The organism is Bradyrhizobium sp. 6(2017), from assembly GCF_011058295.2.
In the GTDB taxonomy this organism is placed as follows: Bacteria; Pseudomonadota; Alphaproteobacteria; order Rhizobiales; family Xanthobacteraceae; genus Bradyrhizobium; species Bradyrhizobium septentrionale.
On sequence record NZ_CP049289.2, the window covers coordinates 8697572 to 8721052 of the forward strand.

The 23481-nt window shown below is 65.7% G+C and carries 23 protein-coding genes and 1 pseudogene; 14 read left to right on the top strand and 10 right to left on the bottom strand.

Annotation, left to right across the window (positions count from 1 at the left end; translation table 11 throughout):
* Positions 1–52: 52 nt before the first annotated feature.
* Entirely contained in the window at positions 53–1207 is a 1155-nt protein-coding gene (locus G6P99_RS41250; RefSeq protein WP_029079167.1) for an alpha-hydroxy acid oxidase, read from the top strand.
* 2 nt (positions 1208–1209) lie between these two features.
* Here the strand turns inward: G6P99_RS41250 and G6P99_RS41255 are convergent, their stop codons facing one another.
* On the bottom strand, positions 1210–1614 hold the full coding sequence (locus G6P99_RS41255) for a hypothetical protein (protein ID WP_029079168.1): 405 nt from the start codon (positions 1612–1614) through the stop codon (positions 1210–1212).
* A gap of 86 nt (positions 1615–1700) precedes the next feature.
* Between G6P99_RS41255 and G6P99_RS41260 the strand changes: the two genes are divergently transcribed.
* Entirely contained in the window at positions 1701–2327 is a 627-nt protein-coding gene (locus G6P99_RS41260; protein ID WP_035976389.1) for a TetR/AcrR family transcriptional regulator, read from the top strand.
* Between the two features lie 119 nt (positions 2328–2446).
* On the opposite strand, the gene G6P99_RS41265 is transcribed toward G6P99_RS41260, so the two are convergent.
* Positions 2447–2848 carry a DUF1330 domain-containing protein gene (locus tag G6P99_RS41265; protein ID WP_029079169.1) on the bottom strand — a complete coding sequence of 134 codons (402 nt, stop codon included), beginning with the start codon at positions 2846–2848 and terminating at the stop codon, positions 2447–2449.
* Positions 2849–2977: 129 nt separating this feature from the next.
* Between G6P99_RS41265 and G6P99_RS41270 the strand changes: the two genes are divergently transcribed.
* The gene (locus G6P99_RS41270) at positions 2978–3823 is read left to right on the top strand and encodes a hypothetical protein (RefSeq protein WP_029079170.1); all 846 of its coding nucleotides are present in this window, start codon (positions 2978–2980) and stop codon (positions 3821–3823) included.
* A 249-nt stretch (positions 3824–4072) separates the two neighbouring features.
* Positions 4073–5014, top strand: coding sequence for a DMT family transporter (locus G6P99_RS41275; RefSeq protein ID WP_035976390.1), 942 nt, complete (start codon positions 4073–4075; stop codon positions 5012–5014).
* Between the two features lie 120 nt (positions 5015–5134).
* Here the strand turns inward: G6P99_RS41275 and G6P99_RS41280 are convergent, their stop codons facing one another.
* The gene (locus G6P99_RS41280; RefSeq protein ID WP_029079172.1) at positions 5135–6091 is read right to left on the bottom strand and encodes a LysR family transcriptional regulator; all 957 of its coding nucleotides are present in this window, start codon (positions 6089–6091) and stop codon (positions 5135–5137) included.
* Positions 6092–6225: 134 nt separating this feature from the next.
* Between G6P99_RS41280 and G6P99_RS41285 the strand changes: the two genes are divergently transcribed.
* Together G6P99_RS41285 and G6P99_RS41290 are read left to right on the top strand one after the other, a co-directional pair.
* Complete coding sequence (locus G6P99_RS41285) at positions 6226–6609, top strand: nuclear transport factor 2 family protein (protein ID WP_035976393.1); 384 nt, start codon at positions 6226–6228, stop codon at positions 6607–6609.
* 136 nt (positions 6610–6745) lie between these two features.
* Entirely contained in the window at positions 6746–7717 is a 972-nt protein-coding gene (locus tag G6P99_RS41290; RefSeq protein ID WP_029079174.1) for a Bug family tripartite tricarboxylate transporter substrate binding protein, read from the top strand.
* Between the two features lie 219 nt (positions 7718–7936).
* On the opposite strand, the gene G6P99_RS41295 is transcribed toward G6P99_RS41290, so the two are convergent.
* Entirely contained in the window at positions 7937–9622 is a 1686-nt protein-coding gene (locus G6P99_RS41295; protein WP_029079175.1) for a methyl-accepting chemotaxis protein, read from the bottom strand.
* Positions 9623–9904: 282 nt separating this feature from the next.
* Here G6P99_RS41295 and G6P99_RS41300 point away from each other — a divergent pair, with 282 nt between their 5' ends.
* From G6P99_RS41300 to G6P99_RS41315, 4 genes and pseudogenes are all read left to right on the top strand, one after another.
* Positions 9905–10948 (top strand): C-terminal binding protein, encoded by a 1044-nt coding sequence (locus G6P99_RS41300; protein WP_029079176.1) that lies wholly within the window; start codon positions 9905–9907, stop codon positions 10946–10948.
* Between the two features lie 154 nt (positions 10949–11102).
* A pseudogene (locus G6P99_RS41305) lies at positions 11103–12448 on the top strand (ABC transporter substrate-binding protein).
* 130 nt (positions 12449–12578) lie between these two features.
* A complete protein-coding gene (locus G6P99_RS41310; RefSeq protein WP_029079178.1) occupies positions 12579–13535 on the top strand; it encodes a carbohydrate ABC transporter permease in 957 nt (318 codons plus the stop codon).
* Between the two features lie 58 nt (positions 13536–13593).
* A complete protein-coding gene (locus tag G6P99_RS41315; protein ID WP_371261142.1) occupies positions 13594–14436 on the top strand; it encodes a carbohydrate ABC transporter permease in 843 nt (280 codons plus the stop codon).
* A gap of 209 nt (positions 14437–14645) precedes the next feature.
* On the opposite strand, the gene G6P99_RS41320 is transcribed toward G6P99_RS41315, so the two are convergent.
* The 6 genes from G6P99_RS41320 to G6P99_RS41345 form a co-directional block, all read right to left on the bottom strand.
* Positions 14646–15467, bottom strand: coding sequence for an energy transducer TonB family protein (locus G6P99_RS41320; protein ID WP_029079180.1), 822 nt, complete (start codon positions 15465–15467; stop codon positions 14646–14648).
* Between the two features lie 5 nt (positions 15468–15472).
* Entirely contained in the window at positions 15473–15916 is a 444-nt protein-coding gene (gene exbD, locus G6P99_RS41325; protein WP_029079181.1) for a TonB system transport protein ExbD, read from the bottom strand.
* Between the two features lie 3 nt (positions 15917–15919).
* Entirely contained in the window at positions 15920–16672 is a 753-nt protein-coding gene (gene exbB / locus G6P99_RS41330; protein ID WP_165129184.1) for a tonB-system energizer ExbB, read from the bottom strand.
* Positions 16673–16730: 58 nt separating this feature from the next.
* Positions 16731–17204: a heme utilization cystosolic carrier protein HutX gene (gene hutX, locus G6P99_RS41335; protein ID WP_414645606.1), complete on the bottom strand. Its 474-nt coding sequence runs from the start codon at positions 17202–17204 to the stop codon at positions 16731–16733.
* Positions 17205–17251: 47 nt separating this feature from the next.
* Positions 17252–17584 carry an antibiotic biosynthesis monooxygenase family protein gene (locus tag G6P99_RS41340; RefSeq protein ID WP_021080657.1) on the bottom strand — a complete coding sequence of 111 codons (333 nt, stop codon included), beginning with the start codon at positions 17582–17584 and terminating at the stop codon, positions 17252–17254.
* A gap of 148 nt (positions 17585–17732) precedes the next feature.
* Complete coding sequence (locus G6P99_RS41345; RefSeq protein ID WP_029079184.1) at positions 17733–20081, bottom strand: TonB-dependent hemoglobin/transferrin/lactoferrin family receptor; 2349 nt, start codon at positions 20079–20081, stop codon at positions 17733–17735.
* Between the two features lie 250 nt (positions 20082–20331).
* On the opposite strand from G6P99_RS41345, the gene hemP reads away from it, so the two are divergent.
* Genes hemP through G6P99_RS41365 form a run of 4 tightly spaced genes read left to right on the top strand, consistent with a single transcriptional unit; the run spans position 20332 to position 23394 of the window.
* Positions 20332–20538: a hemin uptake protein HemP gene (gene hemP / locus G6P99_RS41350; RefSeq protein ID WP_029079185.1), complete on the top strand. Its 207-nt coding sequence runs from the start codon at positions 20332–20334 to the stop codon at positions 20536–20538.
* Positions 20539–20546: 8 nt separating this feature from the next.
* Positions 20547–21497, top strand: a complete 951-nt coding sequence (locus G6P99_RS41355) for a heme/hemin ABC transporter substrate-binding protein (RefSeq protein WP_029079186.1) — start codon at positions 20547–20549, stop codon at positions 21495–21497.
* Positions 21494–22594 carry a FecCD family ABC transporter permease gene (locus G6P99_RS41360; RefSeq protein ID WP_029079187.1) on the top strand — a complete coding sequence of 367 codons (1101 nt, stop codon included), beginning with the start codon at positions 21494–21496 and terminating at the stop codon, positions 22592–22594. The genes G6P99_RS41355 and G6P99_RS41360 overlap by 4 nt, the downstream gene beginning before the upstream one ends.
* The gene (locus G6P99_RS41365; protein ID WP_029079188.1) at positions 22591–23394 is read left to right on the top strand and encodes a heme ABC transporter ATP-binding protein; all 804 of its coding nucleotides are present in this window, start codon (positions 22591–22593) and stop codon (positions 23392–23394) included. The genes G6P99_RS41360 and G6P99_RS41365 overlap by 4 nt, the downstream gene beginning before the upstream one ends.
* The last annotated feature ends 87 nt before the right edge of the window (positions 23395–23481 follow it).

Consider the following 23481-nt stretch of genomic DNA (forward strand, 5'->3'; position numbering starts at 1 on the left):
AACCGCAGCCCCTTCCCCGCCTCCCGCAACCGTCAACCGCGCCGCACCCGCTGTGCCGCGGCGCTTGCGGCACTATCTCACGCTCGACGATTTCGAGCCGCAGGCCCGGCGGCTGCTGCCGAAATTCCTTTACGGCTACATCTCGGGCGGCGCCGAGACCGACGCGGCCCGCACCGACAATCGCAGGGCGTTCGACGAATACGGCTTCGTGCCGCGGGTGCTGAAGGACGTCTCCGGCCGCGACCAGACCACGACGCTGTTCGGCAAGACCTACGCCTCGCCGTTCGGCATTCCGCCGATGGGCTCGTCAGCGCTGTGCGCCTATCGCGGCGACATCGTGCTGACCCGCGCCGCGGCCGCCGCCAACGTCCCGATGATCCTCTCGGCTTCCTCGCTGATCACGCTGGAGGACGTCCGCGCCGCCAACCCTTTAGCCTGGTACCAGGCCTATCTCGCCGGGCTCGACGAACGCATCGAGCCGCTGGTCGATCGCGTCGCGGCGGCCGGCTACGACACCTTCGTCGTCACCGCCGACGTCCCGGTGCCGCCCAACCGCGAGAACAACATCCGCAACGGCTTCCAGGTGCCGCTTGCGATCACGCCTCGGGTGTTCTGGGACACCATCAGCCATCCCGACTGGCTGCTGAACACCTGGGCGCGCACCGTGTTCAATCACGGCATGCCGCATTTCGAGAACATGGACGCCAAGCAGGGTCCGCCGGTGCTGTCCAAGAACCTGATGCGCAACATCGGCAGCCGCGACCAGCTGGCCTGGAAGCATGTCGAGCTGATCCGCAAGCGCTGGAGCGGCAAGCTGGTGGTCAAGGGGCTGATCTCGCCGGAAGACGCGCGGCTGGCGCGCGAGCACGGCTGCGACGGCGTGATGGTCTCCAACCATGGCGGCCGCCAGCTCGACTACACCGTCTCCGGCTTGCGCACGCTGCAGGAGATCGCGGCGCAGAAGGGCAACATGACCGTGATGGTGGACGGCGGCATCCGTCGCGGCACCGACGTCATCAAGGCCTTGGCGCTGGGAGCGGACTTCGTCTGGGTCGGCCGTCCGTTCCTCTATGCCGCCGTGGTCGCGGGCGAAGCCGGCGTCGCGCGCGCGATCTCGCTGCTGCATGACGAGATCGACCGCGACCTCGCCCTGCTCGGCATCCGCAGCCTGAAGGAGATCACCCCGGACCTGGTGCGGAAGTTTTGAGCTCACGCATAGCGCGCCGCGCCCATGCACAGCGCGGTGATCGCGAGCAGCCCGGCCGCGATGCGCTGGGCGACCGCGAGCCGCGCGCGCGCCGCTGACGGATCGCCTGCGCTGGTGCGCAACTGCCTGACGGCGCCGCCGCCGACGATGATCTGCACCGCGATTGCGGCCAGCGCAGCGATCGCGCCCCCGGCCAGGATCTTCTCCGACAGCGCAAACGAGCCCTCATGGACCAGACGCCAGAGCGTGGCGCCGGTGACGATCGCGACCGTCGCGGCGCCGATCTGCGGGCCCAGCAGCTTCTCGCCGCCGAGACCGCCGGTGCGCGCCAAGGTGAAGCTGGAGCCGGCCCAAAACACCGATGACAGGACATGAAGGGACAGGGCTATGATGAGGGCGGTCTGCATGATGTTGCTCCAAAGGGCATTGAGAATGGGCTGGGAAATTAGATATACATAATGTATAGTCAATCTGACGAAAGCAAGGCCAGCCGATGCCGCCGCGCAGCTATGTGAGCCCGGCACGCAGCGCAGCTGCCGCCGAGACGCGCGAGCGCGTGATCGAGGCCGCCTCGCGCACCCTGCGTGAGGACGAGAGCATCGCGCGCTTCTCGCTGGATACGGTGGCGAAGGCGGCCGGCGTGACCCGGCTCACCGTCTACAACCAGTTCGGCTCGCGGAGCGGGCTGCTCGAGGCCGTGTTCGACGAGATCGCCCGTCACGGCGGCCTGCATCAGCTCGCCGACGCCATGACGATGGCCGATCCGCGTGCCGCGCTCGACCGCACGGTCGAGATCTTCTGCGGCTTCTGGAGCCGCGATTCCGCGGTCGCCCGGCTGCACGACGCGATGGCGACCGATCCCGAATTCGCCGAAGCGGTGCGCGAGCGCAACGAACGCCGCCGCCGCGGCGTCACCGCATTGATCGACCGTATCGCGGGCCGGAGCGCGTCGCCGCAGGCCCGCAAGGACGCCGTCGACCTGATCTTTGCACTGACGAGCTATCCGACCTTCGCCTCGCTGAGCGCGGGGCGGTCGAGGGATGAGATTTGCCGGGTGGTGCAGGCGGCCTGCCGCGCGGCGTTGACGCCACTCGCGCCGCTTTCAGACCCGTCATCCTGAGGCGCTCGCGAAAGCGAGCCTCGAAGGATGAATCGGCCACAGTCGGACCGTCGACCCTTCGAGAAGCGCTTCGCGCTCCTCAGGGTGACGGTGGTGGAGTTGCGAAAGGCGCGCTCGCCTCACCCGACCTTGAACTTGCTGTAGGCCTCGCGCGTCGCGATGATGACGTGCTGCTCGCAGCCGTTGCGGCGATGTGGGTCGCAGCGGTTTTCGTAGTCGGCCGAGGTCATCATGTCGATGAAGGCTGCGACGTTCGGATAGTAGACCAGCGCGAGATAATCCCAGCGCTGGCCGGCCGGCTCGCCCAGCGCGACCGTCTCGGCGTTTCCGGTCCACAGCAGCGTGCCGCCGCGCGCCTTGATCATCGGCACGGTGAGCGCGCTGTAACGCAGGTACGCATCCCAGCCCGAGCCGTCGCCGTCGAGCGATCGCTCCCGAAATCGCATCAGATTGACCATCACGACCGGAGCCTGGCGATCCAGCTCGTTCAGGCCTTTGACGTTCAAGAGATCGACACCCATCACCCGCTCCCGCCCAAAGCCCTTTGGTCCAGCCGCATCGGTTCGGCCGCAAACATTATGTCACATCGCGGGACTAGCCTGAAATACCGCCGAGCCCTAAGCTGGCCCCTGCTCTCGGAGGTCAAGGCCGTGATGACCCTTCCCGAACTTGCAGCCGACGCGCTCGGCAAATTCCTCGGCGAATACATGCAGCGCAGATTTGGCTCTTCGCAAACCGAGCTGGTGGAGATGGTGCCATCGATCGCGCGGATCGCGATCGAATGCATCGGCAACAGCGACGCGCTCTATCACAATGTCGAGCACACCATGCTGGTGACGCTGGCCGGCCACGACATCCTGCGCGGCCGCGCGCTGCATTCGCACATGAGCGCCGAGGACTATGCGCATGTCATCATCGCCTGCCTCACCCATGACATCGGCTATGTGCGCGGGCTGTTCGAGGCCGATGGCCAAGACGGCTATCTGATCAATGCCGATGGCCGCAAGGTGATCCTGCCGCGCGGCTCGTCGGATGCGGCGCTGATGTCCTATCACGTCGACCGCTCCAAGATCTTCGTGATGGAACGGATCAAGGGCGTCGCCCAGCTCGACAAGGAGCGCATCGCCCGCGCCATCGAGGGCACCCGCTTTCCGCTCACCGCCCCTGATGACGATGAGGATTTCGGTGAAGAGGCCACCTTGCTGCGCGCCGCCGATCTGATCGGCCAGCTCGGCGACCCCCACTACATCCGCAAGGCCAACGCGCTGTACATCGAGTTCGAGGAGGCCGGGCTGAACCGCCAGCTCGGCTACGATTCGCCGGCCGATCTCGTCGACCTCTATCCGCGCTTCTACTGGGACAGCGCCGCGCCGCATGTGCAGCCGGCGATCCGTCACCTCAACGTCACCTCCAGCGGGCGGCAATGGATCGCCAATCTCTACAGCAACGTGTTTCGCGCCGAGCGCGACATCTCGCTCTCGGGGCCGCAGAAATAGGCGGGGCGTCGGAGACACGCGCAATATCTATCTCCGTCATCCTGAGGTGCGAGCGGAGCGAGCCTCGAAGGGTGCACGGCCCTGCTGGTGGCCGTCGACCCTTCGAGACGCGCGTGCCGCGCTCCTCAGGGTGACGGAATCAAGTATTCATGACGCCGCGCGAGCGACGACGAGCTTGGCCGCGCATGGCACCAATCCGCTCTTTCGTCTTGTCGCGGCGGCGGATTCGGGCACAACATCCGCCAGATAATGACCGCTTTGCCCGCACCTGCCACAACGCTCCGCCGCTCGCCGCTGCACTGGCTCAACAACCAGCCCTATCTGCTGCTCAGCCTGACCTCGCTGTTCTGGGCTGCCAACATCGTGCTGGCGCGCCATGTCGGCAGCCATGTGCCGCCGGTCACGCTGACCACGATCCGCTGGTTCGGCGTGTTCCTGATCCTGCTGCCGTTCGCCTGGCCACATCTGAAGCGGGACTGGCCGAAGCTGCGCAGCGCACTGCCGCTGATGCTGCTGTTGTCCGCGGTCGGCTTCGCCTTCAACAACGCGATCTCCTACTGGGCGATGCAGTATACCGAGGCGCTGAACGCGCTCTTGATCCAATCGGCGGGGCCGCTGTTCGTGGCGCTGTGGTCGCTGATCCTGTTCGGCGTGCGGCTGACGCCGGCGCAGCTTGCCGGCATCGCGATCTCGCTGGCCGGCGTGCTGACCATCATCCTGCGCGGCGACTTCTCGGCACTCGCCAGCATCAGCTTCAACCGGGGCGACATCATGTTCGGCGCCTCGCTGGTGTCGTTCGGGCTGTATTCGGCGCTGATCCCGCGGCGGCCGAAAATCCATCAGCTCTCGCTGATCTCGTTCACCACCTGCTGTGGTGCGCTGATGCTGTTGCCGGTGGCGGCCTGGGAATTCGCCAACGGCGTGACGCTGAAGCTCGACGTTCTGACGTTTGCCACGCTGGGCTACACGCTGATCTTCCCGTCGACGCTCGCCTATCTGTTCTTCAACCGCGGCGTCGCGCTGATCGGCCCGAACCGCGCGGCGCCGTTCTTCCATCTGGTGCCGGTGTTCGGCTCTGCGATGGCGATCCTGCTGCTCGGCGAGACGCTGGCGCCATTTCATTTGATCGGCTACGCGCTGGTGCTCGCCGGCGTCGTGATCGCTTCGCGGCAAGGATCGGCGAAGCGCTAGCTGACGCCGAGGATATGGCTAGAGATTTTCGGTTCTGATTGAATCAGAACCGAAGCTCTAGCTTTTTGTTTTGACGCGTTTTCTTCACGCGAACCGGGGTCCACTTCGCTCGAAAACGCTCTAGCCTACCTTGCGCAAGCCGGCGGATTTGCGTGGCGAATGTGGCTTTGCCGCCAGCGTTTCCGTGATGAAGTCGATAAACCGCCTCACCTTGGCCGGCACGTGGTTACGCGAGGCGTAATAGACATAGAGCGGAAAACGCTCGTCGGGCCAGTCCGGAAACAGCTCGATCAGCGCGCCGCTCCTCAGGTGATCGTCGAGCCCGAGATCGATCACCTGGGCGACGCCGAAGCCGGCCAGGCAAGCGCCGAGCTTGGTTCCTGAATCGGTCACGGTGAGCCGCCCGTTGACCGCGACCGGCACGACCTCGCCGCCGCGCCAAAACTCCCAATCGAACGGACGCCCGGTCGCCGCGTCGATTGCCAGGATGCACTGATGGTCGCGGCTCGCCAGTTCCCGCGGATCAAGCGGCTGGCCGTGTCGTTCGAGATAGATCGGCGAGGCCACGGTGAGCACGCGCGCATCGAGTACGCGGCGCGCAATCAGCGCCGACGGCGCCGGCTCGCCGAAGCGCACCGCCAGATCAAAACCGTCGCTGACCAGATCCGCGATCCGGTCGCGGGTCTCGATACGCAGATCCATGCCTGGATTCTGCAGCAGGAACTCGCTCAGCTTCGGCGACAGCACCATGCGGGAGAACAGCGGGTCGACATTGACCCGCAGCCTGCCGCGGACCGCATCGCGCGATTTCGAGGTCTCCGCCGCCGCCTCGCCGATCCCGGCCAGATGCGCGGCAACCCGCTCGTACAGCGCGCGTCCTTCCTCGGTGAGCTCGACGGCGCGGCTTGTGCGATGAACCAGCCTGGTGTCGAGGCGCGCCTCGAGCTTGGCGATCGCCTTGCTGACGCCGGACTGCGTCATGCCGAGCCGTTCGGCGGCCTTGCCGAAGCTGCGCGCGTCCGCAACGGCTGCGAGGATCACAAGCCCGCCGACGAGCCGACCGTCAACTTCGTCCATGTCGATGCCTCTCAGTCATCCATGAGATGACAGTCCAGTCGTAGCACTCCGCGACCGTATCGGCCACTGTCGGCGCAGACCACCGGTTCGATCCGGTGGGGTCACCGCCACATCATCCGCTACGGAGTTTTGCCATGAGCGACATCCAGGCCATCGCATCCGCGATCGAAGGATATTTCAACCTGATGTATGACGTCGACGATAGCCGGTTCCGCGACGTCTTCTCCGATGCCTGCATCGTGCACGGCATCCGGGACGGCAAGCACACGGTGCGGTCGGCCGCGGAATTCCGCGACTTCATCCGCAGCCGACCCTCGCCGGCGTCGATGAAATCGCCGCGCGAGGAGGCCATCATCAGCATCGACCAGACCGCGTCCGATCTGGCCATCGCCAAGGTGCGCGTCAGGGCCGGCCAAACCGGCTTCATCGACCATCTCGTGTTTCATCTGATCGACGGCAGGTGGCTCGTCACCACCAAGGCTTTTCACGTCGCGCAGGTCTTCCCGGTGGGATCGTAGCGTCCCCACCCGCGTCCGGGAGTGGCCATGCGGCGAAAGGCTGCTCCCGGCACGGCTTCCGCAGCCGTGGCGGCCGGGCTAGCTTCGGCCGCAATGGGCCTGTTCAGGGCCCGCGCGGGGGGACGACGACATGATCATGGGATCGCGACGATACTGGTGCCTGGCGGCCGCAGCCGCCGCCGTGCTCGTGGCGATATCCGAGACGGCACTTGCCCAGACCTATCCCACGCGCAACATCACGCTGGTGCTGCCGTTCGCCGCCGGCAGCGGCACCGACACCACGACGCGGTTGATTTCCAAGGAGCTCGGGGTTGCGCTCGGCGTCGGCATGGTGATCGACAACCGGGCCGGCGCCAACGGCTCGATCGCGGCGAACTATGTCGCCCGCTCCGCCCCCGACGGTTACACCTTGTTCGTCACCACCAACACGACACACTCGGCCAATCCGTATCTGCTGAAAACCATGAACTACGATCCGATCAAGGATTTCACGCCGATCGCGCGCACCGGCGACCTGCCCTTCATGCTGGTGATCCATCCGGACATCCCGGCGAACTCGGTCGCCGAGTTGATCGCGCTCGCCAAGAAGGAGCCGGGCAAATACACCTATGCCAGCGGCTCGTCGTCGGCGAGCGTCTCCGGCGCGACCTTCGCCCGCCTCGCAGGCATCGACCTGTTGCACGTGCCCTACAAGAGCTCGCCGCCGGCACTGACCGACGTGATCGCCGGCCGCATCTCGATGATGTTTATCGACGTCCCGACCGGGTTGCCGCACGTCAACGCCAAGGCGCTGAAGCCGCTCGCCGTGACCACCAAGCGGAAATCCGCGCTGCTGCCGGACCTGCCCACAATGGACGACACCGTGAAAGGTTTCGACATCACCTCCTGGCAGGGCTATCTCGGCCCCGCCAACATGCCGAAGGATGTCGTCGTCAGGCTGAATGCGGAGATCCGCAAGATCGTCGAGCGGCCCGACATCAAGAACCAGCTCGCCGAGCGCGGCATGGAGGCATTCTCCGGCACGCCCGAGGAGTTCGAGGCGTTCCTCAAGGAGCAGTTGGTGCTGTGGGAGAAGCTGATCGCCGACGCCGGGATCGAGAAGCAGTAATGGATTCTTGATCCGTCATGGCCGGGCTTGACCCAGCCATCTACGTCTTCTCTTGCCGCGATCAAAAACGTGGATGCCCGGGACAAGCCCGGGCATGACGGCAATCTTCGGCGAGGATCGTAGGGTGGGTTAGCCGAAGGCGTAACCCACCGACTTCGTGCCGCGATGAAGATGGTGGGTTACGCTTCGCTAACCCACCCTACCCAACTACGCAATCCGTTACGCCGCGCGGACCTTCTGCAGGAACTCGTCGACCGCGTTGCGCAGCATGCCGGACTGGGTGTCCAGCTCGCGCGCATTCGACAGCACGTCGCCCGCCGCGGTGCCGGTGGCGGCGGCTGCGGTGGTGACGCCGCCGATATGGGCGGAGATCTCGCTCGAGCCGGCCGCGACCTGCTGGATGTTGCGGGCGATTTCGCGCGTCGCATCGCCCTGCTGGTCGATCGCGGTCGAGATCGAGGCCGTGATCTCGCTCATCTGCGCGATGGTCGCGGTGATGCCGCCGATCGAAGTCACCGCCTCGCCGGTCGAGGCCTGCATCGCGGCGACCTGCGCCGAGATCTCCTCGGTCGCCTTCGCGGTCTGGTTGGCCAGCGCCTTCACCTCGGAGGCGACCACCGCGAAACCGCGGCCGGATTCGCCGGCGCGCGCCGCCTCGATGGTGGCGTTGAGCGCGAGCAGATTGGTCTGGGCGGCGATCGAGTGGATCAGCTTGACCACCTCGCCGATCTTCTCGGCGCCGGTGGAGAGCGCCTGCACGGTCGCATTGGTGCGCTCGGCATCGGCCACCGCCTGGCTCGCGACCTCGCTGGAGCGCGCCACCTGGCGGGAGATCTCGGCAACCGAGCTGGAGAGCTCCTCGGCCGCGGCTGCGACAGTGCCGACATTGTTGGAGGCAGAGTCGGATGCCGCGCCGACGGTCGCGGCGCGCGCGCTGGCGTCGCTGGCGGTCGCAGTCATCGACTGTGCCGTGGTCTGCATGCCGGCGGCGGCGGAAGCTACCGTCCGGACGATGCCGTTGACGCTGCGCTCGAAATCGCTGGCAATGTTCTGCATCGCCGAGCGTCGCTCGGTGGCGGCGCGCGCCTGAGTCTCGGCCTCGGCCTGTTCGAGACCGCGGATCCGAACCGCATTGTCCTTGAAGATCTGCACGGTCGCCGCCATGCCGCCGACCTCGTCGCCGCGGCCGACGCCGGGGATGTCGCCGTCAAGCTTGCCGTCGGCAATGTCGCGCATGCGGCTGCCGAGCAAGTTGAGCGGCCGGGAGATGCTGCGGCCGATCAGCCAGGCGACCGAACCGGAAATGATGCCGATGCCGAGGATCGCAAGGCCGAGCAGCCACGCGATCGGCCGCATCTTGGCGTCGATATCCTCGAGATAGGCGCCGGTGCCGACATACATGTCGAAACCGGGAACCGCCACCGCATAGCCGACCTTGCGGATCGGGGTCTCCTGGCCGGGCTTCACATACTCATAGAACAGCAGGATCTCGCCCTTGGACTTCACGCCGTCCATCAATTCCTGCGAGAGCTTGCGGCCGTTGGTCACGACGTCCATGCGGTTGGTTCCGACCTGCTTCGGATCGGGCGCCAGCACCGTGATGCCGTTGTAGTCGGTGCCGAACAGATAGCCGGCGCCGTTGTCATAGGTCATGGTGTTGGCGCGCTTGCCGAACTCGGCGAGCGCCGCCTCCTTGGTCATCTTGCCGGCATCGACATCCTTCTTCAGGCCCGCCGCCATGTTCTTCGCCATCTCGACCATGGCCTTGGCCTGGTCGATGCGCGCATTCGTCATCTCACGCTGCATCAGATTGATCGCGAGGATGCCGGCGGTGCACAGGCCGATCAGGGCCACCCCCACCAGAATGCCGAGCTTGGGGGTGATCTTCATATTTGACAGCTTCACGGGGGTCTCCAGGAGGCGGGGAACGCGACGCGATTGGCGGATTGATTCGGTTCACCGTAATGTGAGACCCTTTACCCGATGGTTACGGAGGTTCCCCGTAGAAGCCCGGAGAATCGGGCCGCGGACCAACCGGCAATTGTAGAGGGAATGGCGCAGCTCGCGTACAAGTATGGGAAAGCGGTGACGCAAGCCGCGCTCCAAGAAGCAACAAGACCAAGAAGCAAGATCAAGAACCGAACCAGCAAGAAGCAAGAACAGAAGACCTCACATCGGGAGCAGACAATGTCGAAATTCAGGGTGGTGACGCCGAAGGGCGCGAGCTTCACGGTCGCCGGCGGCGGCTACGATTATGAGCGCGAGGCGCTCGATCTGATCGGCGCCGAGATCGTCGAGGCGCCGGCCAACGAGGCCGAATTCATTGCCGCGGCACGGACCGCGGACGCGATCTACGCCAAGGGCATGCCGATCACGAAAGCGGTCATCGACGCGCTGGAGAACTGCAAGGTGATCACGCTCGGCAGCGTCGGCGTCGACTCGGTCGACGTCAAGGCCGCGACCGCGCGCGGCATCCCCGTCACCAACATCCCCGACACCTTCATCGAGGAGGTTGCCGACCACGCCATGATGCTGTTGCTCGCTGGCTTCCGCCGCCTGATCGAGCAGGACAAGATGGTGCGCAGCGGACGCTGGGCCGAGGGCCGCCCGGCGCTGTTGAAGATTCCGCGGCTGATGGGCCAGACCCTCGGCTTCGTCTCGTTCGGCCGGGTCGCACGCGCGGTGGCCAAGCGCGCCGCGCCGTTCGGGCTTCGGATGATGGCCTACGATCCCTTCATCCAGGAAACCCTGATGTACGACCACGGCGTGATCCCCTCGACGCTGTCGGAGGTGCTGTCGCAGTCGGATTTCGTCTCGATGCACGCCCCGGCGCGGCCCGAAGTGCATCACATGCTGACCGAGAAGCATTTTCGCCAGATGAAAAAATCGGCCGTCTTCATCAACACCGGCCGCGGCGCCACCGTCGACGAGGAATCGCTGATCAAGGCGCTGCAGGAGGGTTGGATCGCCCACGCCGCGCTCGACGTGCTGGAAAAGGAGCCGCCGTCGCACAACAATCCGATGCTCGGGATGGACAATGTTACCTTGACCGCCCATGTCGCCTCGGCGTCGGCACGTTTTGACGAGGCGCGCAAGCGCCGGGTGGGCTACGAATTGTCACTAGTGCTCCAAGGCATGTGGCCGGTAAGCTGCGTCAACCCGTCGGTGCTGCAAAACACCGCGTTGCGTCGCTGGCAGCCCGTCAGCATGGATCGCGGTCCGAACAGCTAGGCGGGAATGCGTTCTTCGCACGAGGGCCCGTCTCGCTGACGATACGGGCCCTTCGTGTGGCGGGCGCCAAGAACCACAAGATCCTTGACTACAAGACCCGTCACCGGCGGCCAAAACGCCGGGAAGCAACAACAAAAAAGGGAGTGCGAACGACATGAAGTACGAGATCACGCGCCGCGACGCGCTGGCGCTGGGGGCGTCCGCAGCGGCACTGGCAGTCACCGGCGCTTCGGCGCAGGAAGCGTCGAAAGTCAAGGCTGCCGACGTGGCGGCGCCGTCGCTGCCGATCGAAAAGGGCGCGACCTTGCGCATGCTGCGGCCGGTGCGCTTCGTGCAGGCCGACGAGGACGTGTTCCGCGCCAATGCCAAGCGCTTCACCGACAAGACCGGCGTCGAGGTCAAGGTCGACTTTGTCGGCTGGGAAGACATCAACCAGCAGACCGCGGTGACCTCGAACTCCGGCGCCGGCCCCGACATCATCATCGGCTTCGGCGATGCACCGCACATCTATATCGACAAGCTGATCGAGCTGACCGACGTGGCCGACTATCTGGACAAGCGCTACGGCGGATGGCTGACGCTGGCGCGCCGCTACGGCATGCGCTCGAAGTCGAAGAGCTGGGTTGGCCTGCCGTTCGGCGCCTCGGGCGGCCCCTTGGTCTACCGCAAGTCGCTGGTCAATGCGGCCGGCTTCGACAAGGTACCGGAAGACCATGCCGGCATCCTCGAGCTCTGCAAGAAGCTGAAAGCGGCCGGCAAACCGGCCGGCTTTGCGCTCGGCAACGCGGTCGGCGACGGCAACGGCTTCGCCAACTGGCTGTTGTGGTCGCACAACGCCGCGCTGCTCGATGAGGAAGGCAATATCATCATCAACAGCAAGGAGACGATCGCGGCGCTGAAATATTTGAAGGAGCTCTATCCGAACTTCATCGCCGGCACGCCGTCTTGGAACGACGTCTCCAACAACCGCGCCTACTCGTCGCAGGAGATCGGCCTGACCGCCAACGGCGTCTCGCTGTACTTCTCGCTGAAGAACGATCCCGCGACCAAGGCGGTCGCCGACGACACCCAGCATCAGTTCCTGCCCAAGGGGCTGGCACCGGTCTCTCCGATGTCGGGCCTGACGCTGAACGCGATGGCGTTCAAGCACAGCCCCTATCCCAACGCGGCGAAGGCGTTCCTGCAGTTCATGCTGGAGCACGAGCAGTACGAGCCTTGGCTCAACGCCAACTCCGGCTACTGGTCGCAGCCGCTCGCGGCCTACGCCGATGCGGCGGTGTGGTCGGGCGATCCCAAGGTCGCGATCTTCAAGGACACCATGAAGAGCCCCTATTACAACGGCTACAAGGGGCCGATCTCGACCGCGACCGGCGCCGTCAACGCCGACTATGTTCTGGTGCAGATGTGCGCCTCGTGGCGACCGACGCCGCAACGCCGGAAGCCGCCGCCGCGGAAGCCGAGCAGCGCGCTAAGCGGTACTTCCGGCGGCAAGGCCGGTAACGGCGGTCATTGAACCGTAGATCTGGACCAACCGTCATTGCGAGCGAAGCGAAGCAATCCATAGCACCACCAGGGAATGGATTGCTTCGTCGCTTCGCTCCTCGCAATGACGGCAGCGGATGAGCATTCAATGTCTGTAACGACGCTACCTTCACGCGGACACGCGCTGCGCCAGCCGGGCTGGGGCGCACGCCTGTTCGACTACAAGCCGTTCCTGATCGTGATGTGCCTTGCGCCCGCGATCGGCCTGCTGCTGGTGTTCCTTACCTATCCGCTCGGCCTCGGCATCTGGCTCGCCTTCACTGACACCACGATCGGCCAGCGCGGCGTCTATATCGGGCTGGAGAATTTCCAGTACCTGCTCAAGGATCCCCTGTGGTGGAACGCGGTGTTCTACTCGGTCTTCTACACCGCGATCGCAACCTTCGGGAAATTCGCACTCGGCTTCTGGCTGGCGCTGCTGCTCAACAACCATTTCCCGTTCAAGAGCCTGATCCGCGCCATCGTGCTGCTGCCGTGGATCGTGCCGACGGTGCTCTCGGCGCTGGCGTTCTGGTGGATCTACGATCCGCAGTTCTCAATCATCTCCTATCTGCTGGTCGACGTGCTGCATCTGCGCTCCAGCAATGTCGACTTCCTCGGCTCGCCCTGGCCGGCGCGGTTCTCGCTGATCGCCGCCAACATCTGGCGCGGCATCCCGTTCGTCGCGATCTCGCTCCTGGCCGGGCTGCAGACCATCTCGCCCTCGCTCTATGAGGCCGCGATGCTCGACGGCGCCACCGCGTGGCAGCGCTTCCGCTACATCACCTTCCCGATGATGATGCCGATTCTCGCGATCGTGATGACGTTCTCGATCATCTTCACTTTCACCGATTTCCAGCTCGTCTACGCCATCACCCGCGGCGGCCCGGTCAACTCGACCCATTTGCTCGCGACGCTGGCGTTCCAGCGCGGCATCGCCGGCGGCGAGCTCGGCGAGGGTGCCGCGATCGCGGTGTCGATGATCCCGTTCCTCGTGTTCGCGACGCTGTTCAGCTACTTCGGCCTCGCGCGCCGCAAATGGCAGCAGGGAGAAGCCAATGACTGACCAAAACGTTCAAGTATTGGCCCAATCCTCCAACGTCGCCAGCGCGACGCCCGATACGATGGCGTGGGACTCCCGCGCCCGGCGCGTGGTGATGATCTATCTGCCGCTCGCCTGCTTCATCCTGATCCTGCTGTTCCCGTTCTACTGGATGGCGATCACCTCGTTCAAGCCGAACGCGGAGCTTCTGAACTACAAGGAGCACAACCCGTTCTGGATCACCTCGCCGACGCTCGCGCATCTCAAGCACCTGCTGTTCGACACCTCGTATCCGCGCTGGCTGAAGACCACGATGCTGGTCGCGATCGGCTCGACCTTCCTGTCGCTGTTCGCCTCGACGCTCGCGGCCTACGCGATCGAGCGGCTGCGCTTCCGCGGCAGCCCCTATGTCGGCCTCGGCATCTACCTCGCCTATCTGGTGCCGCCATCGATCCTGTTCATTCCGCTCGCCACCGTGATCGTGCAGTTCGGCCTGTTCGACTCGCCGTTGGCGCTGATCCTGGTCTATCCGACCTTCCTGGTGCCGTTCTGCACCTGGCTCCTGATCGGTTACTTCAAGTCGATCCCCTATGAGCTCGAGGAATGCGCGCTGGTCGACGGCGCGACGCGGCTGCAGATCCTGTGGCGGATCACGCTGCCGCTCGCAGTGCCCGGCCTGATCTCGGCCGGCATCTTCTCCTTCACGCTGTCGTGGAACGAGTTCATCTACGCGCTCGCCTTCATCCAGAGCGGCGCCAACAAGACGGTGCCGGTCGCGATCCTGACCGAGCTCGTCACCGGCGACGTCTACCAATGGGGCGCTCTGATGGCGGGCTCCCTGCTCGGCTCGCTGCCGGTCGCGCTGTTCTACTCGCTGTTCGTCGACTACTACGTGTCGTCGCTGACGGGGGCGGTGAAGGAGTAGCGGAGCTTCGTCCGCGTCGAAGCCAGCTCACTCTATCTCCGTCATCCCCGCGCGCAGGCTTCGCCTTTGTCGCTGGAGGAGCCGCGAAGCGGCGTCTCGAAGGATGCGCGGCCCGGCTAGTGGCCGTCGATCCTTCGAGACGCGCGCAAGAGCGCGCTCCTCAGGATGACGGGAATAAGAGGATGCGGCTCCGATCAACGATATCTGTGCTACCGCGGCACAAACGCGACCGGCACGCTAAAGCCCATCGAGCCCTGCGTGACCTCGGACGGAAACGCCGGAAACGGCTGGGCCTGGCGGATCATCGCCAGCGCCCGCGCATCGAAGGTCGGATTGCCGGAGGAGCCGCCGAGATGGCTCGACAACACCTGCCCGCCACGGCCGAGCGTGAACACCAGCCGGACCACGCCGCGCTGGCCATTGCCACCGGCCGGATAGGAGTGGAAGCGCAGCAAATGCGCGCGGACCCGCGCGTTGTACGCCGCGATCGCCGATGCCGCCGCGCCGGCGCTGATCGCGGACGCGGTTGGTGCCTGGCGCTCGGCCCGGCTCGGCGCGCTGGTGCGCGGCGCCGGCGTCGCCTCGGACGGCTTCTTGGCCTCGCGGCGAACCACCTTCGGCTTGACCGGCTCGGGCTTGTGTTCGGGAACCGCTTTCGCGGGCTCGGGCTTGGGCGGCGTCACCTGCTGCTTCTGCTCCGGCGGGGCGGCGACCTCGGGCTTCTCCTGCAGCGGTGTCGGTGCGATCTCCTGCTGCACGGCCTGCGCGGCGGCAGGCTCCGGCGGTGAGGCATCCGCCTCTTGCATCACCGGGCCCGGCGGCAGCTCGGTCTCGGAGACTTCTGGCGCAGACGTGATCGGCGTCAGGTCAACCAGCACCGCGGGTACGGCAACGCCCGGCGGCGGTGCCGAGACCCAACTCATGCCGAGCGCAAGCAGCGCCGCATGGGCGGCCAGGATCGCAGCCGCTGACAGACCCCAGCGCCGCAGCCGGACCTCGTCACCCGCATCATGAAGCGCATACGCATTCATGGACGTCAGCTGCGCCCGTCGAGGCCGACCAGCGCGATCTTGAGATAGCCGGCGTTGCGCAGCAGGTTTATCACCTCCATCAGATCGCCATAGCTGACCGCCTTGTCGGCGCGCAGGAAGATGCGCTCGTCCTTCTTGCCCCGCGTGGCGCCATCGAGCGTCGCAGTCAGCACATCGCGCCCGATCACATCCTCGCCGACGGCGACCGACAGATCGGGCTTCACCGTGACGAACACCGGCTTGTCCGGCCGCGGCTGCGGCTCGGCGGTCGAGGCCGGCAGATCGACACCGAGATCGACGGTCGCGAGCGGCGCCGCCACCATGAAGATGATCAGCAGCACCAGCATCACGTCGATGAACGGCGTCACGTTGATCTCATGCGCCTCGACAAGGTCGTCGTCGCCGCGACGTCGGCCGAACGCGCCACTGGTGCCGAGCTTGACGCCCATCTGCTACTCCGCAGCGCGCGCCAGCCGGAACAGGCTGCGATCGCCCTCGCGGCTGACCAGCAGCATCACCATGACGGAGGCGTCGCCGAGCAGCGCGCGGTAGGCCGCGATCGAACGGGTCAGATGATTGTAGATCACGACCGCCGGGATCGCCGCGACCAGGCCGAGCGCGGTCGCGAGCAGCGCCTCGGCAATGCCGGGCGCGACCACCGCGAGATTGGTGGTGTGCGCCTCGGAGATGCCGATGAACGAATTCATGATGCCCCACACCGTGCCGAACAGGCCGACGAACGGCGCGGTGGCGCCGATGGTGGCGAGTACGCCGGTGCCACGCGCGATTTGCCGCGACATCGCCGCTTCGACCCGCTCCAGCCGCAGCGCGATGCGTTCCTTGAAACCGTCGTCGAACATGCCGCCGGAGAGCGCGGCCTCGCGCGACGCCGACTGCACGATCTGCGCCACGGCATCGCTGCCGTCGCGGCTCGCCTGCTCGACCTCGGCAAGCTGAGTGTCGCGCTCGAGCAGACCGATCCGCTGCTTCGCGAGCGCGGTCTTGCGGCGTATCTCGACGGTCTTGGCGAGCCAGACCGTCCAGGTGACGAGCGAGGCAAAGGCGAGCCCGATCATGACCGCCTTCACGACGATGTCGGCACTCTCGAACATGCCCCAGGGCGAGAGGTTGCGCGGCAACAGCGCGGCGTCGGATGCGGCAAGGCTCGCGCCCGGCAGCATGCCGAGTGCGCTGGAAGCCACCATCCAGATGCTCCGCCCAAGCCAGCGATGCGACATGGTCGCCTCCCGTCCTACGTTGGTCTCAGCCTGCTTTCGGCGCGAGGCGGTCCGCCAGCGCGTGGAAGCGCTCCAGCTGATCGCCGCGCAGCGCGCGCGTCTCGTCGCGGCCGACGAACACCTTGAACATGATGCCGCCGTCGAGATTTATGAAGGCGATGAAGGCCGACACCTTGCCCATGAAGGGCCGCTCGACGAACGCGATCGCCGCGCAGCGCTCATGCCGGAGATGGCCGTGCAGGCCCTTCGGCTGCATCAGGTTGAAATAGCCGCGGCCGACCTCGCCGTTCGGAATGGCGCCCGTGAACTCGAAGATCGCGTCATCGGTGTGCACGATCAGCGTCACCTCGCCCCACTCCGCGATGTCCTGCATCGCGGCGGCGAATTCGCCGGCGCCGATCCGCAGCATGCTGTCGGGCAGCGCCTCGAGCACCGCACGCGGCGTCACCTTGCGCTCGCGCGCGACGTCCTCGATGACAGCGCCGGGATTGTCGGCCATGTAGGCCTTCAATCCGGCTAGCTCCGCGTTCTGCACGATCGCCTCCGTTACGCCGGGCTCTTCGCGCGCTCGGTGATCAGCACCTCAAAGCCTTCGAATTTGGGATGGCCGAGATAGAGGCTGCCGCCGGTCTCGTTGCCGGCGCGGGAATGGGCGCGGCGGAACGCATCCGATTTGGTCCAGTCCTCGAACGCCGCCTTGCTGGCCCACACCGTGTGGGTCGCATAGAGCGTGTGGTCCTCGGCCTCGGGGCCCTTCACCAGATGAAACTCGATGAAACCGGGCAGATCGCCGAGATAGGATTCGCGGGTCTTCCAGACCGTCTCGAACGCCTGCTCCTTGCCCTTGATCACCTGAAACCGGTTCATTGCGATGAACATGAAAGCCTTCTCCTGTTTGGCGGCGGATGCACGGGATCCTGCCGGTCGATCTCGTTGATATCATGAATGCGCCAAGGAATGCGCCAAGGCCGCGCTGGGGGCACCAGCGCGGCCGGAGCAACCTGGATGGAATGATCGCCGTCTCGCGTTACGCTCCACCTAGGTGAATCCTGAGCCCGGCCTTGTAGACGGTGCCCGGACCGGGGCTCGAGAACAGCACGTCGTTCTGCGTCGTGCCGTCGGTCGAGGAACCCGGGATCGCATAGGGCCGGTAATACTGGTTCAAGAGATTGTCGACCGACGCCGTGAAGGTGATGTCCTTGGTGGCGTTCCAGGTCACATAGAGATTGACCAGCTCATAGCCAGTCGAGGGCAGATAGCCCGCCGGCAAATCGTTGTTGGCGCCGAACGACGACCATTGCGCGGCAATGATCAGCGATCGGTCGAGCAGGCGCACGCCGCCCGTCGTCGTCACCTTGCGCGGCGTGATGGTGGCGAGCCCGACATTGGTCTGGGTGTTCCGGCCGCGCATCAGGTGGCCGGCGACGCCAAGGAACCAGTCGCCCGCATCATACATCGTCTCGAGCTCGAAGCCTTCGATGCGAGCGTGCGCGATGTTCTGGTACTGGTAGAACTGGCTGAACGGACCGAACGGCGTCAGGGTGGGTGCCGAGGCGACGAGATCGATATAGCCGTCGACATCGTTGCGAAACACGTTGATTTTGCCGCGGAACGAGTCCTTGGCCGAGAAGATGCCGTCATATTTCAGGTTGATGCCGACTTCCTTGTTCTTGCCGACCTCGGGCCGCAGCGCCGGGTTGGGCAGGAAGCAGAACAGGCCGCTGGTACCATCAGGGCAATTGAACAGCGCCGGTCCGCCGCCGGTGGCGTGGCCGCCCGCGATCAGCGTCTCGGTGATCGACGGCGCGCGATAGCCCTCGGCATAGCTTACATAGGGTGTGAAGCCGGCGACCGGCGTGACGCCGACCGTGATCTTGGGCGACAGCCGATCGCCGCTGGTCGTGGTGTTGATCGAGTTGAGCTCATAGTGGTCGTAGCGGACGGCGCTGACGAGCTCGATCCAGGTCGAGTAGTTCTGCTTCAGCTGCACGAAGCCGCCGGACACCGTGCGCTGGCCACCCGGCGTCGTGATGTTGGAGTTGCCGCGGGAATCGAAGGTCTCGACATCGTCGCGGAAGGCGTCGAAACCGTAGGTCACGGCGTTGCGCCAGTCGCCGAAATTGAATCGCGACGTGTTGTTGACGTCGATGCCGACGGTGTCGAGCGAATAACCGCGCTTGTCGCCGACGCAGCCGGAGATGTTGTTGCCGGGATTGGCGAGCGTGCAGACGCCGCCGCCGGTGGTGATGCGATTGTTGTAGGTCTTGACCTGGTCGTTGTCGGTGCGGTTGCCGTAGACCGAGATGTTCCAGTCGAACAGCATGTCGTCGGGCTTGGAGTATCTCCAGCTCAGCGTGCCCGTGTAGTTCTTGGCGTCGGATGCATAGACCGAGGAGCCCGCAATCGCCGCCAGCGGCGCCGCGGTCGTGGTCGCGCCCCGGTTCTGCTGGCCGATATTGTACTGGTAGTCCTGGAAGACGCCGCCGATCTTGAACTCGTGGCCTTCGGCCGGGCGGAATGTCACCTTCATCAGGCCGGCCGCGATATCGTTGCCGGTATTGCCGATCTCGGTGCCCGCGCCGTCCTTGTAATTGCTCTGCGTGCGATAGACGGCGCCGCCGAACACGTCGACGTTCGGGTCGACACGGACGCCGCCGAACACCGAGCCCATGCCGCGGTCCTTGTTGGAGCCGTAGGAGCCCGACATATCGACGCCCCAGCGCTCGCCGGGGCGCACCACATCGTCGATATCCTTGGTGCGGAACGAGACCACGCCGCCGATCGCACCGGAGCCGTAGATATTTGCGGTCGGGCCGCGCACCACGTCGACGCCGCCGATCAGTTCAGGATCGAGGAAGAACGAGCCGTTGGCGTTGTGGCCGGTGCGCTGATAGTTCTGCCGCGCGCCATCGACCACGACCGCGACACGGCCAAAATCCTGCAGGCCGCGGATGTTGATCACGGTCGCCGGATCGTCGCCGCGTTCCTGGACCGAGACGCCAGGCACGGCGTAGAAAATGTCCGACAGTCGGTTCGGCTGCAGGCCCTGGATCTTCTCCAGCGTGACGGAGCTGACCGGCGCCAGCGCATCGATCGCGCGCTCCTCGGTCTTTGATGCCACCGCCGTGATGGTGTCGAGCGACTGCACCGGCACTGCGCCGATCTGCGCGCGCGCATTCATTGCCGGCGACGTTGCGGGCTGCTGCGCAACCTGGGGCTTCGGCTTCCGCTTGGCCTGCTTCGGCCGCTCGGTTGCGGGACGCGCAGCCGAAGCATCGGCGGTTTGCGCGAGACCGTTCTCCGGCAATGCAGCCGCAAATGAAAACACCGACGCGCCCAAAATCAGGGCGCGCGAAACCCTAGCCCCGTCAGCCATTCTAGCCCCAGCCCGATCATCGCTTTTCTGGTTTGGCTGGCGTGCGCTCTGGCGAGCGGCTTGCTGGCTACGTTGCGATGCAAGCCACCCGCTCGCATCGCGTGATGATTGGTTACGAGCCGGCAACAAAACGGTCAAGAATGCGGCGGCACTGTTTACATCGATTGTAAAGTGCGGCCGTTGGAATGCGCCTCGGCCCGCTTATACAAGCAAGCAGCATTTGAAATTTCGCAGGCGCAGCACCAAGAGAATGTCGGCATCTTCCGGAGACAGCATCGGCACGGCCGGAAAGCAGGCCGCATCAGCGTCTGACGCGGCGAAAACGCTCATCATGCGCGGAAATCGTCTCGACAGCCGCGAGCTGTTCTCGGCGGAGCGCGAGATCATCATCGTGCATGGCGAGGAGCATTACCGGTTGCGGCTGACCTCGCAGAACAAGCTGATCCTCACCAAGTGACCACCCCGATGACAATTTGTCGCACGCTCGCTCTGCTCGCACTCTCCTGTTGGCTGCCATCAGGCGCGGCCATTGCCGAGGGCATCACCGTGCATGACGCACGCGACCGCGACGTCGTGATCGACGATCCCACACGGATCGTCTCGATCGGCGGTGCGATCACCGAGATCCTCTATGCGCTCGGCTTCGCGGACCGCATCGCCGGCGTCGATGCCACCAGCCTCTATCCGCCGGCGGCGCTGCGCGAGAAACCCGACGTCGGTTACATGCGCCAGCTCTCGCCCGAGGGCGTGCTCGGCCTGCACCCGTCGCTGGTGCTGGCGGTGCAGGGCTCCGGGCCGAAGGAGACCATGGACGTGCTGGAGGCGGCCAAGGTGCCGCTGGTGCTGGTGCCCGAGACCTTCTCGGAGGCCGGGCTGATCGAAAAGATCAGGCTGGTCGGCCACGCCATGGGCGCCTATCCGCGCGCCGCCTGCCTGGCTGCGGCCGTGGAAACCGATCTCGCCCAGTTGCGCACGCTGCGCGCCAGGGTAACAAAACCAGTGCGGGTGATGTTCGTGATGTCGCTCTTGAACGGCCGGGCGATGGCCGCGGGTCACAAGACCGCCGCGGACGAGATCATCCAGCTCGCCGGCGGTGTCAACGCAATCGACGGCTACGACGGCTACAAGCCGGTCAATGACGAGGCCATCGTGGCGGCGAAACCGGATGTCGTGCTGTCGATCGATCGCGGCAAGGACTCGCTGACCGCTGACGCGGTGTTCGCGCATCCGGGCTTCGCGGTGACGCCGGTCGCGGCCAACAAGGCCTTCATCTCGATGGAGGGGCTCTATCTGCTCGGCTTCGGACCGCGCACCGCGGCCGCGGCACGCGACCTCTCGGTCAAGCTCTATCCGGCGCTGGCGCCGGAGGCCGACAACTTCAAGCCGGCAGCGCTGACCGCGAACTGCCGGCAATGAGCGTGCTGGCCGAGCGCCGCGCGCGCACCAAGCAACGGCGCGCCGGCATGTCGCAGCGGCCGGCGGCGACACTCACTTTGCTCTGCCTGCTTGCGGCGCTCACAGCGACTGCGCTGGTTGCGCTGACGGTCGGCGCCGCCGGCATTCCGCTGTCGCGGCTTCCGGCCGCGCTCGGCCTGTGGACCGACGGCACCGCCAATCCGCTGCTCGCGCGCGACCAGCTTGTGGTGTGGTCGATCCGGATTCCACGAATTGCGGCTGCCGCGATGGTCGGCGGACTCCTTGCCGTCTCCGGCACGGTCATGCAGGGCCTGTTCCGCAATCCCCTCGCCGACCCCGCGCTGGTCGGCGTCTCCTCCGGCGGCGCGTTTGCCGCAGCGGTGGCGATCGTGTTCACCGACAGCCATCTCGGCGAGAGCCTGCGCTTCCTGCAGCATCAGTTGCTGCCGATCGCGGCCTTTGCCGGTTCGCTGCTCACGACCATCGTGCTCTATGCCATCGCCAGCCGCGGCGGCCGGACCTCGATTGCGATCTTCCTGCTGGCCGGGCTTGCAATTGCCGCGATCGCCAATGCCGGCATCGGCCTGTTGGTGTTCGTCGCCGACGACCGCCAGCTTCGCGACATCACCTTCTGGCTGCTGGGTTCGCTGAGCGGCGCGACCTGGACCAAGCTCACGGCACTGGCGCCGGTGCTGGCTATTGCGCTGATCGCCTGCCTCGCGATCGCGCGTGGGCTCGACGTGCTGGTGCTCGGCGAGGCCCAGGCGTTCCACAGCGGCGTCGATGTCGAACGGTTGAAGCGGATCTCGATCGTGCTGGTGTCGGCGATGACCGGCGTTGCGGTCTCGGTCTGCGGCGTGGTCGGCTTTGTCGGCATTGTGGTGCCGCACCTGCTGCGGCTCGTGATCGGGCCCGCGCACCGGCTGCTGCTGCCGGCCTCCGCACTGCTTGGCGCCATCCTCCTGGTCGGTGCCGATACGGTGGCGCGCACCATCGTGGCACCTGCCGAAATGCCGATCGGCATCCTGACCGCGGCGATCGGCGCGCCGTTCTTCCTCGCCATGCTGCTGCGCCAGCGTGGGCTGGTGTCGCTATGAGCGCGCTGCTCGAAGCACAATCGGTGTCGATGACGGTCGGTGGCACGACCTTGGTCGATGCAGTCTCCCTGCGGATCGGCGCCGGCGAAATGGTCGCGATCGTCGGTCCCAACGGCGCCGGCAAATCAACGCTCTTGCGGATGCTCTCCGGCGACCTCCGTCCGTCCCGCGGTTCGATCAGGCTCAAGCAGCGTGACCTGCACGGCTACGGGCCGCGCGAGCTGGCGCAGCACCGCGCGATGCTGTCGCAGCATGTCAACGTCACCTTCCCGTTCACCGTCGAGGAAATCGTCAGCATGGGCGCCGGCGAAAGCCCGCGCACGGCGGCGCGTAACCTCGTCGAGGCGGCGCTGGACCAGGTCGGGCTGGCGCATTTCCGTTGCAGGCAATTGCCGACGCTGTCCGGCGGCGAGCAGCAGCGCGCGCATTTCGCCCGCGTGCTGGTGCAGCTCGCCTGCGGCGAGGCGCTGCACGGCCCCGGATTGTTGCTGCTGGACGAGCCGACATCGAGCCTCGATCTGCGGCACCAGATTGATCTCGTCGAGACCGCGCGGCGGCGGGCCGGGCGCGGCACCGCCGTGATCGCGATCCTGCACGACCTCAACCTCGCGATGCGGTTTGCCGACCGCATCCTGCTGCTGCACCGCGGCCGGCTTGCCGTCGATGGCGACCGCGCCGCCGCGATGCAGGCCGAGACGCTGCGCAAGATCTTCGAGATCGACGTTGCGATCGACTACACCGCAAACGGCGTGCCGTTCCTGCTGCCGCAGACGATGCGGCCGGCGGGCAAGGCGACGTAACGCCGCAAGGCTTATCCCGGGGCAACGCCGGCGATTCACAAAACTGTCAGGCGCCTGTAACAGGCGCCTCCGAGAACACCGCATCGT

Bases quoted from the DNA above. Each gene is read 5' to 3' on its own strand.
- G6P99_RS41255 (WP_029079168.1), bottom strand. From the start codon at position 1,614: ATGCAGACCGCCCTCATCATAGCCCTGTCCCTTCATGTCCTGTCATCG.
- G6P99_RS41260 (WP_035976389.1), top strand. From the start codon at position 1,701: ATGCCGCCGCGCAGCTATGTGAGCCCGGCACGCAGCGCAGCTGCCGCC.
- G6P99_RS41265 (WP_029079169.1), bottom strand. From the start codon at position 2,848: ATGGGTGTCGATCTCTTGAACGTCAAAGGCCTGAACGAGCTGGATCGC.
- G6P99_RS41275 (WP_035976390.1), top strand. From the start codon at position 4,073: ATGACCGCTTTGCCCGCACCTGCCACAACGCTCCGCCGCTCGCCGCTG.
- G6P99_RS41280 (WP_029079172.1), bottom strand. From the start codon at position 6,091: ATGGACGAAGTTGACGGTCGGCTCGTCGGCGGGCTTGTGATCCTCGCA.
- G6P99_RS41285 (WP_035976393.1), top strand. From the start codon at position 6,226: ATGAGCGACATCCAGGCCATCGCATCCGCGATCGAAGGATATTTCAAC.
- G6P99_RS41290 (WP_029079174.1), top strand. From the start codon at position 6,746: ATGGGATCGCGACGATACTGGTGCCTGGCGGCCGCAGCCGCCGCCGTG.
- G6P99_RS41300 (WP_029079176.1), top strand. From the start codon at position 9,905: ATGTCGAAATTCAGGGTGGTGACGCCGAAGGGCGCGAGCTTCACGGTC.
- G6P99_RS41310 (WP_029079178.1), top strand. From the start codon at position 12,579: ATGTCTGTAACGACGCTACCTTCACGCGGACACGCGCTGCGCCAGCCG.
- G6P99_RS41315 (WP_371261142.1), top strand. From the start codon at position 13,594: ATGGCGTGGGACTCCCGCGCCCGGCGCGTGGTGATGATCTATCTGCCG.
- G6P99_RS41320 (WP_029079180.1), bottom strand. From the start codon at position 15,467: ATGAATGCGTATGCGCTTCATGATGCGGGTGACGAGGTCCGGCTGCGG.
- exbD (WP_029079181.1), bottom strand. From the start codon at position 15,916: ATGGGCGTCAAGCTCGGCACCAGTGGCGCGTTCGGCCGACGTCGCGGC.
- exbB (WP_165129184.1), bottom strand. From the start codon at position 16,672: ATGGTGGCTTCCAGCGCACTCGGCATGCTGCCGGGCGCGAGCCTTGCC.
- hutX (WP_414645606.1), bottom strand. From the start codon at position 17,204: ATGGCCGACAATCCCGGCGCTGTCATCGAGGACGTCGCGCGCGAGCGC.
- G6P99_RS41340 (WP_021080657.1), bottom strand. From the start codon at position 17,584: ATGTTCATCGCAATGAACCGGTTTCAGGTGATCAAGGGCAAGGAGCAG.
- G6P99_RS41345 (WP_029079184.1), bottom strand. From the start codon at position 20,081: ATGGCTGACGGGGCTAGGGTTTCGCGCGCCCTGATTTTGGGCGCGTCG.
- hemP (WP_029079185.1), top strand. From the start codon at position 20,332: ATGTCGGCATCTTCCGGAGACAGCATCGGCACGGCCGGAAAGCAGGCC.
- G6P99_RS41355 (WP_029079186.1), top strand. From the start codon at position 20,547: ATGACAATTTGTCGCACGCTCGCTCTGCTCGCACTCTCCTGTTGGCTG.
- G6P99_RS41360 (WP_029079187.1), top strand. From the start codon at position 21,494: ATGAGCGTGCTGGCCGAGCGCCGCGCGCGCACCAAGCAACGGCGCGCC.
- G6P99_RS41365 (WP_029079188.1), top strand. From the start codon at position 22,591: ATGAGCGCGCTGCTCGAAGCACAATCGGTGTCGATGACGGTCGGTGGC.